Annotated in this window: 6 protein-coding genes; 3 read left to right on the top strand and 3 right to left on the bottom strand. The window is 69.2% G+C overall.

Annotated features, from left to right (window positions below; translation table 11 throughout):
• Both B2284_RS12790 and brnQ read left to right on the top strand, forming a co-directional pair.
• On the top strand, positions 1-675 hold a 675-nt coding region (locus B2284_RS12790), incomplete at its 5' end, for a mannosyltransferase YkcB-related protein (protein WP_476728575.1).
• Positions 676-890: 215 nt separating this feature from the next.
• Positions 891-2,258: a branched-chain amino acid transport system II carrier protein gene (brnQ, locus tag B2284_RS12785; protein ID WP_165583677.1), complete on the top strand. Its 1,368-nt coding sequence runs from the start codon at positions 891-893 to the stop codon at positions 2,256-2,258.
• Between the two features lie 156 nt (positions 2,259-2,414).
• On the opposite strand, the gene B2284_RS12780 is transcribed toward brnQ, so the two are convergent.
• Complete coding sequence (locus B2284_RS12780; protein ID WP_156444882.1) at positions 2,415-2,552, bottom strand: hypothetical protein; 138 nt, start codon at positions 2,550-2,552, stop codon at positions 2,415-2,417.
• A 102-nt stretch (positions 2,553-2,654) separates the two neighbouring features.
• Between B2284_RS12780 and B2284_RS12775 the strand changes: the two genes are divergently transcribed.
• Positions 2,655-3,299: a TIGR03085 family metal-binding protein gene (locus tag B2284_RS12775; protein WP_165583676.1), complete on the top strand. Its 645-nt coding sequence runs from the start codon at positions 2,655-2,657 to the stop codon at positions 3,297-3,299.
• Positions 3,300-3,338: 39 nt separating this feature from the next.
• Here B2284_RS12775 and B2284_RS12770 read toward each other — a convergent pair whose 3' ends face one another.
• Entirely contained in the window at positions 3,339-4,580 is a 1,242-nt protein-coding gene (locus B2284_RS12770; RefSeq protein WP_144693750.1) for an ATP-binding protein, read from the bottom strand.
• A gap of 386 nt (positions 4,581-4,966) precedes the next feature.
• Positions 4,967-5,815 (bottom strand): pyridoxal kinase PdxY, encoded by an 849-nt coding sequence (gene pdxY, locus B2284_RS12765; protein WP_006943528.1) that lies wholly within the window; start codon positions 5,813-5,815, stop codon positions 4,967-4,969.
• Positions 5,816-5,863: the final 48 nt, after the last annotated feature.

Below are 5,863 nucleotides of genomic sequence, written 5' to 3'. Positions count from 1 at the left end.
GCCGGAGCACGCGGCGGCATGGGGTCGATGGGCTCGGCTCCCGGCGGCGCCCAGGGTGCGCCTGGTGGTTCGACGGGTTCTGCTGGCTCGGCTGGTTCTGGGACGACCGGCTCGTCGGGTGCGGCGGGTCAGGCTCCGTCGGGCACCAAGCCGTCGGGTACGGCTCCTTCGGGTGCAGCTCCGTCGAGTGGCAGCTCGGGCTCAGCTTCCGGCGCGGCGTCGAGTGGCGGTTCGGCGGCCTCGTCCGGCTCGTCGAGCGAGGCCGGGGCCTCAGGTTCGACGACGGATACGCAGCGTTCCGCGGGTTCCGCCGGCGCGCAGGGCGGTTCGACGTCCAACGCGGCGTTGGTGAAGTTGCTCGACGCGACGAACTCGCAGTGGTCGGCGGCCGTCATCGGCGATCAGAGCGCAGCCGGGTACATCCTGAGCAGCGACACGGCCGTCATGTCGATCGGCGGCTGGAGCGGCAGCGACGACAACGTCACGCTCGCCCAGTTCGAGCAGTGCGTGAAGAACGGCGACATCACGTACTTCATCGCCGGTGGCGGCATGGGAGGCGGCCCGGGTGGCAACTCCGGCTCGGGCGCGCAGATCACCGCGTGGGTCAAGGCGCACTACAAGGCCACGACGGTCGGTGGCGTCACCGTCTACGACCTGACGAAGGCGACGAGCTGACGCCGGCCCGGCGGCTGCGCGATCCCGAAGCCGCCGGGTGACCGTCTCTCGAATGTGAGCGTCGTCCTGGTCGAACACGAGCGACATGAAGCTCGTTTTCGGCCAGGGCGCTCACATTCGTGGTGCCGAGCTGGGCAAGGCCAGCTCCTGGCCTTGGCCCGGGACGCGGTGGCGCCCTGCCCGCTCGGCCCGCCGTCCTTGTCATACTGACCGGCGTGAGTTCTGCTGCCGCACCGACCGTTTCCTCGTCCACGCCGTCGCGGTTGCGTCCGGCACAGACACTCCTCGTCGGGACGATGCTGTTCGGGTTGTTCTTCGGCGCCGGCAACCTCATCTTTCCCGTGCAGATGGGCCGCGAAGCCGGGTCGCACACCACGCTCGCGACGATCGGGTTCCTCATCACCGCAACGGGCCTGCCCGTCCTCGGCGTCATCGCCTCCGCCCTGTCGGGCACGCGCAACGTCCGCGAACTCGCGGCGAGCGTCGACCCACGCTTCGCCGTCGTCTTCACGTGCCTGCTGTACCTGACGATCGGGCCGGCATTCGCGATCCCGCGCACCGCGTCCGTCTCGTACGAGATCGGCCTCGCCGAATCGGTGCCCGTCGGCGCACAGACATGGGCGCTGCTCGCATTCACCGCGATCTTCTTCGCCCTCACCGCGGCCGCAGCGCTGCGTCCCGGCAAGCTGATCGACTGGGTCGGGCGCTACCTCACCCCCGGATTCCTCGTGCTGCTCGGCGCGCTCATCGTCGCCGCCTTCGTGAAACCGATGACGCACGACGTCACCGCCGCCCCCAAGGGCCCGTACGCGGACGGCCCCGTCACCCGCGGCTTCCTCGACGGCTACAACACGATGGACGCCCTCGCCTCCCTCGCGTTCAGCATCGTCATCATCGACGCGGTCCGCCGCCTCGGCATCACGAGCCCGCGACGCATCGCCGTCGAGACCGCGAAGAGCGGCATCGTCAGCGTCCTCGGAATGGCGGCCATCTACGCCTCGCTCGCATGGATGGGTGCGACGTCGATCGGCGTCATCACCGCCGACAACGGCGGCACCGCGCTGGCCGGCATCTCCCGACACTTCTTTGGCTCGTTCGGGCAGGTGCTCATCGCCGCGATCGTGCTCGTCGCGTGCCTCAAGACCTCGATCGGCCTCGTCACGGCCTGCGCGGAGATGTTTGCCGAGATGTTCCCCCGCCTCGGGTACCGCGCGTGGGCACTGACGTTCACGGGCGTCTCGCTCGCCGTGTCGAACATCGGCCTCAGCGCCATCATCTCCTGGTCGACGCCGCTGCTCATGTTCCTCTACCCGCTCGCGATCGCGCTCATCCTGCTCGGCCTCGCGTCGCCGTGGCTGAAGGGCCGAGGCAGCATCCTCGTCGGTGTCGTCGCGTGCGTCGGCGTCGCCGCGCTCTTCGACCTGCTCGCCGCGCTGCCGTCAGCACCGGCGGGCCGCGACGCTCTCGTCGACGGCGCGCGCACCGTCCTGCCATGGTTCGAGAACGGCTTCGGCTGGGTCGTCCCCGGCCTGCTCGGACTCGTCGGTGGCGCGATCGTCAGCCGGGTGCGGCACGAGGGCTGACGCTGACGCCATACGACGCATGACATGCGACGTCAACCGCCGCGCCGCCGGCTCGGGGCGCACCGCCGTCAGCGTCGATGTTTCACGTGAAACGCCGTCAGCCGACCGTGATGATCCGAAGGCCGACCGCCAGCACGATCGCGTCGTAGAAGAAGCTCAGCGCCGAGTGCACGAGGACGTGCGCGTCGAAGTGACGTTGACGGCCGACGTCGCGAAGACGTACAGCAGGATCAGTTCGCCGAGCAGCATGGTGGCGTGGATGGCTATTCCCGCCCAGATCTTCGCCGTCGTCACCCGCCCAGAGTGGGTGGCGCGCGCCACCGCGCGTACACGAACGTCACTCACCCCTTCCGATGGGTGCTGCCGGGGGATGCTCATCCGTGGAAGGGTGGACGCATGACTCTTGCTCCCGCCCTGCGCCACCACGTCGCCGACCTGCTCGCCGCCGTCAGCCCCGACGCGCCGACCCTGTGCGAGGGATGGACCGCGCGCGACCTCGCCGCCCACCTCGTCATCCGTGATCGTCGCCCGGACGCGATGCCCGGTATCTTCATCCCCGCCTTCGCCGGTCACACCGAGAAGGTGCAGGACGCGCGCTCGAAGAAGCCCTACGCAACCCTCGTCGACGAGGTGCGCAGCGGGCCGGGCAAATTGAGTCCGATGCAGGTGCCGGCCATCAATGAGCGCGTCAACCTCGTCGAGTACGCGACGCACGCCGAAGATGTCCGGCGCGCACAGCCCACCGACGTGCAGGCGACGCTGCCGCCGCTGCCCGAGGGCACCGAGGACGCCGTGTGGTCATCGCTGACCACGATGGGCAAGCTGCTCGTGCGCTCCTCGCCCGTCGGCGTGACGCTGCGAGCCCCGCAGCGCGGCGACGTCGAACTGAAGAAACCGACCGACGCGGGCGCCGTGGTGCTCGCCGGCTCGCCCGTCGACCTCATGATGCACCTCAGCGGTCGCTGCGAGCGCTCGGGCGTCAGCGTCGAAGGCCCTGATGCGGCCGTCGCGGCGTTCTCGAAGACCAAGCTCGGGATGTGACGTGCGGCGCGGGCGACGTCGCAGCCGCCGCGCTGCCGCTCAGTCCGCCGTCACGGTACGCAGGTAGCGGCCGAAGTGCGGCACGGTGAAGGCGATCCGTCCGCGTTCGCCGGAGTACACGAGCCCCTTCTTCATGAGTGAATCCCTCGCGGGAGAAAGTGATTGGGGCTTACGTCCGAGCACCTCGGCGACGAGAGACGTCGGCACCGATTCGATGTCGTCGAGCCCCGGCGTCTCCCCCGACTCGTCGGCGGCTGCGGCGTCGGCGACACGCTGCGCGGCGTCCGCCATCGCTCGCAGGTACTCGCGCTCACCGGGCGTCGCGCGCTCGTAGCGTGAGCCGAAGAACCCGACACCGAGCTCGGCCTCGGCCTCGGGGACGGCAACCGCCACGTCCTCCGCGGTGATCGGCGAGCCGGGCGCGAGATCCCACACCGTCGCGCCGTACGCCTGGATGAAGTAGGGGTAACCGCCCGTCGCGGCGTACATCGCCTCGAGGGCGTCGTCGGTGAACTCGGCGTCCTCGTCCTGCGCGGGGCCCTGCAGCGCCTTGAACGCGGCATCCCTAGGCAGACGATCGATGCGCGCGTATCGGAACAGCCGCTCCGAATACGACTTCTGCGCCGACAGCACCGCCGGAAGATGCGGCAGGCCGGCACCGACGACGATGACGGGCAGCGAACTCTGCGACATCTCGTGGCACGCCGCGCACAGCGCCGACACGTCCTCGGGGTCGAGATCCTGCATCTCGTCGATGAAGATGGCGACGCCCTTGCCGACGTCCGCCGCGAGGCCGCCGACGTCCGTCAGCAACTCGACGAGGTCGATCTCGATGTCACCCGAATCCGCACGGCCTGGAACGGCGGGGGCGTCGATGCCCGGGTTCCAGCGATCGCGCAGCTTGGCCTTGGGGTCGACGTCGCGCTGCGCGAAGCTCTTGATGACGCCGAGGACGTGGTCGACGTCGTCGTCCTGCGGGTGGCCAAGTTCGCGCACGGCCGTGTGCAGCGCTGACGCCAGAGGTCGGCGCAGGCGCTGATCGGGGCGTGCTTCGAACTTGCCGGTGCCCCAGTGCGTGCGCACTGCGCCCGACCGGAGGGTGTTGAGCAGCACCGTCTTGCCGACGCCGCGCAGGCCGATGAGGACGATCGAACGTTCGGGTCGGCCCTTCGCGATGCGGGCGACGACGACGTCGAACGTGCTGATCTGTTCGTCGCGCCCGGCGAGCTCGGGCGGACGCTGGCCGGCGCCGGGCGCGTACGGATTGCGGATCGGATCCATGCGCCCACGGTATTGGGCTTTCTACCGTTCACGGCAGATGGACACGCCGCGGCACGATCCCCCAACGTTTCATCAGGTTCTGCCAAGCGACATGCGATTCATGTCACAAGGTTGAGACTGCAAGGCAGACCATCGTCCGAAAGTGTCGAAGTCATCCGGGACACGGAGGTTTCGGTGCCCCACCCCTTGACGAACCTGGGGGAGAATCATGCAAGACATCGACGGGACCAGCAACGAAAAAAACTCATCAAGTCCGGCCTGAGCCTGGCCGAGGAGATCACAAGCTCGTTGCCTTCCTCGGCGGCTGAGCCTCCCCACCTCACGCACGAGTGCCCGCCTCCTTCGTGAAGACGGGCACTCCGTGTCGTTCGGGCGGCCAGGGGTCCTCAGCGCAGCTGCGTCACCGCGAACTGCATCGGCGGCGAGGCGATGGCCTCCTGGGCGTCGACGAGCAGGATCTCGCGCGAACCGGCGTCGTGAGTGCGTTCCATCACCGCGAAGATCGACGACGCCGTCGCGGCGAGCGCCTCGGCGGGGCTCGACGTCATGAGGCGCGCCACGAAGATCGCGGCTGTCGCGTCACCTGAACCGGCGACGTACATGGGTAGCAGCGGGGTCGTGACGATCCAGGCCCCCTCGTCACTGACGACGGCCATCTGCACCGAGTCGGCGGGTGTCTCGTCCGTCTGCACCGAGGTGACGAGCACGACCTTCGGGCCGCGAGCGCGCAGGGCGTCGGCGGCGTCGAGCAGGTCGGTCACCGTCGAGACGGTGCGCCCGACGAGGAACTCCAACTCGAACTGGTTGGGCGTCAGCACGTCCGCGGCGGGCACGACGACGTCCCGCATGAATTCCGGGATGCCCTCGCGCACGTAAAAACCGCGGCCGACGTCGCCCATGACGGGGTCGGCGCAGTACAGCGCGTCGGGGTTGGCGGCCTTGACGCGCGCGACGGCGTCGACGATGACCTCCCCCATCGTCGGGGCGCCCTGGTAGCCGGACAGGACGGCGTCACAGCGCGGCAGCACGCCACGCTCCTCGATGCCGGTGATGACGTCGCGCACCGTCTCCGGATCGAAGACCGGCCCGCGCCACTCGCCGTACCCCGTGTGGTTGGAGAAGTGCACGGTGAACACGGGCCACACCTCGTGCCCGAGGCGCTGCAGCGGAAACACGGCCGACGAGTTACCGGCGTGGCCATAGGCCACCGACGACTGGATGGAGAGGATGTTCACCCCGACAGAGTAGCGACGCCGCCGTCAGCACCGAGTCGCCGCACCGTG

Origin of the sequence: Dermacoccus sp. UBA1591, from assembly GCF_002322065.1 — a bacterium.
GTDB classification, from domain to species: Bacteria; Actinomycetota; Actinomycetes; order Actinomycetales; family Dermatophilaceae; genus Dermacoccus; species Dermacoccus nishinomiyaensis.
The sequence above is the reverse complement of the archived record's forward strand: the minus strand, read 5'-3'. Positions and strand labels throughout refer to the sequence as shown.

Coding starts and splice junctions, on each gene's coding strand:
- B2284_RS12770 (WP_144693750.1), bottom strand. CDS start 4,580: ATGGATCCGATCCGCAATCCGTACGCGCCCGGCGCCGGCCAGCGTCCG.
- B2284_RS12775 (WP_165583676.1), top strand. CDS start 2,655: ATGACTCTTGCTCCCGCCCTGCGCCACCACGTCGCCGACCTGCTCGCC.